Below are 1,808 nucleotides of genomic sequence, written 5' to 3'. Positions count from 1 at the left end.
CCCCCGCCCCCCGCCCCCGCCCCCCGCCCCCGCCCCGTGTTTTTTTCTAGCTGATGCCGGCATACGAGATAGGATGCGGTATCGTGGGCTGTGAGTTGTGTATAAGTGAATGCGGTTCGCCCGCGCGAGGGTTCCGCGCAGTCCTGGGTTGCCGCTTGGTCCGGGAACCGCGCGCGAGCGTCCCGGTTTGCCGGCCGACGCCATCCATGCGGAGCGAAACGCCATGCCCGACATCAAGCAAGCCAAGGTCCTGATCCTCGCCACCGACGGGTTCGAGGAGACCGAACTCACCGTTCCCCAGGCCAAGCTGCGCCAGGCCGGCGCGACGGTGCACGTCGCCGCGCCGAAGTCGCGCGAGAAGCCGGAATCGATCCGCGGCTGGGACAAGACCGACTGGGGCAAGAACGTCGCGGTCGACCTCGACCTGGAAGGCGTCGACCCGGGCGCCTACGACGCGCTCGTCCTGCCCGGCGGCCAGATCAACCCGGACAAGCTCCGCCTCGAGCCGAAGGCGCTGGAGGTGATCAAGGCCTTCGTGACCTCCGGCAAGGTGGTCGCCGCGATCTGTCACGCGCCGTGGCTGCTGATCGAGGTCGGCGCCGCGAAGGGCCGCGACCTGACCTCGTTCTCCTCGATCCGCACGGACGTGATCAACGCCGGCGGCCGCTGGCACGACCGGGAGGTCGTGACCGACCACGGTATCGTCACCAGCCGCAACCCGGGCGATCTCGACGCCTTCTCGGCCAAGATCATCGAGGAGATCGCGGAAGGGCGGCACGCGCCGCGGTCGCTCGCCGCCTGATCGGTTGTCCGAACGCGACGAGGCCGTCCACCTTTCGGTGGGCGGCCTTTCGCGTGTTTCGAGACGGTCGCCCGAAGCGCTCAGCGCTTGGCGACGAGCGCTTTCTGCGGCTTCGGTTTCGCGCCGGTGGTGCTGGCGATGAGCGCCGAGAGGTGATCCTGATCGAGGTTGGCCGACGCCTTGGCCGGCTGGGCCGCGGCGCGCTCTGCCCTGCGCGGCTCGATCGACCCGGTTGTGGCCGGATCGGGGAGGCTCGCCTGGATCTGCGCGCTGGGCGCCGGATCGCGCTGGACCCGAAGCGCCCAGTGGGCGGCGGTGGACAGCGCCGCGATCGCCAGGATCGCCTTGACGCCGCTGGTGAGGAACCCCCGCATGATGGTCAAGCCCGGCAAAACGCAGTGACACGCGGCCGGTTCCCCGGCCCGTCCTCACTGTTGCCGAAGAGCGTGAACGAAAGCCGAAGGCCTGCGCCGACCTCCGTCCCGGAACGGGTCGAAACTTGTGTGGGCCATGCGCCGGGTCCGCGGTTCCTGTTCCCCGCGCCTCCGACACGCCTGCAGCATCCCGGCCCACCAGGTTTCACAGGAACGGTCCAGAGAACTGGTCCGAGCCGCCCCGTCACTGCCGACCCCGCGTCCATGCAGGCCCGAGCGGGCTCGCGAAACCATCAGGCGCATCGGCCGCAGGGACCGCTGGCATAGGTGAAGTGCCCCGAGCCGGCAACCGAAGCGCGGCGCGATCAGCGCGTCCGCGACGATCCGCCTGCGGCCTCGGCGAAGGCGAGCAGCGCGACGACGTCCGCCTCACCCTCGGACGCCGCGAGCCGTGTAAAAATCTCGGCCGCGCCGGCGAAGACTTGCCCGCCGGCGCGGTCCGGCGCGAGGAAGTCGGCGATCTCGTGCATCTCCGCGACCCAGCGATGGGCCTTCGGCATCATGTCGGGAAAGCCAGCGGCGAACCGGGCGAGCAGCTCCGGCTCGCTCTCGGCGAGCTCGGCCTGCAGCGC

General features: G+C 70.2%; 3 protein-coding genes. 1 reads left to right on the top strand and 2 read right to left on the bottom strand.

Annotated features, from left to right (window positions below):
- Window positions 1–223 precede the first annotated feature (223 nt).
- Window positions 224–802 (top strand): type 1 glutamine amidotransferase domain-containing protein, encoded by a 579-nt coding sequence (locus FV222_RS24945; protein WP_147761992.1) that lies wholly within the window; start codon window positions 224–226, stop codon window positions 800–802.
- 80 nt (window positions 803–882) lie between these two features.
- Here the strand turns inward: FV222_RS24945 and FV222_RS24940 are convergent, their stop codons facing one another.
- Both FV222_RS24940 and FV222_RS24935 read right to left on the bottom strand, forming a co-directional pair.
- Entirely contained in the window at window positions 883–1,176 is a 294-nt protein-coding gene (locus tag FV222_RS24940; protein WP_147752558.1) for a hypothetical protein, read from the bottom strand.
- A 365-nt stretch (window positions 1,177–1,541) separates the two neighbouring features.
- The coding region (locus FV222_RS24935; RefSeq protein ID WP_147815898.1) for a DUF1932 domain-containing protein at window positions 1,542–1,808 on the bottom strand (267 nt) is incomplete at its 5' end.

Source organism: Methylobacterium sp. WL103 (assembly GCF_008039885.1).
Lineage (GTDB): Bacteria > Pseudomonadota > Alphaproteobacteria > Rhizobiales > Beijerinckiaceae > Methylobacterium > Methylobacterium cerastii.
Note: the sequence above shows the minus strand (reverse complement) of the source record. Positions and strands in the feature narration are given on the sequence as shown.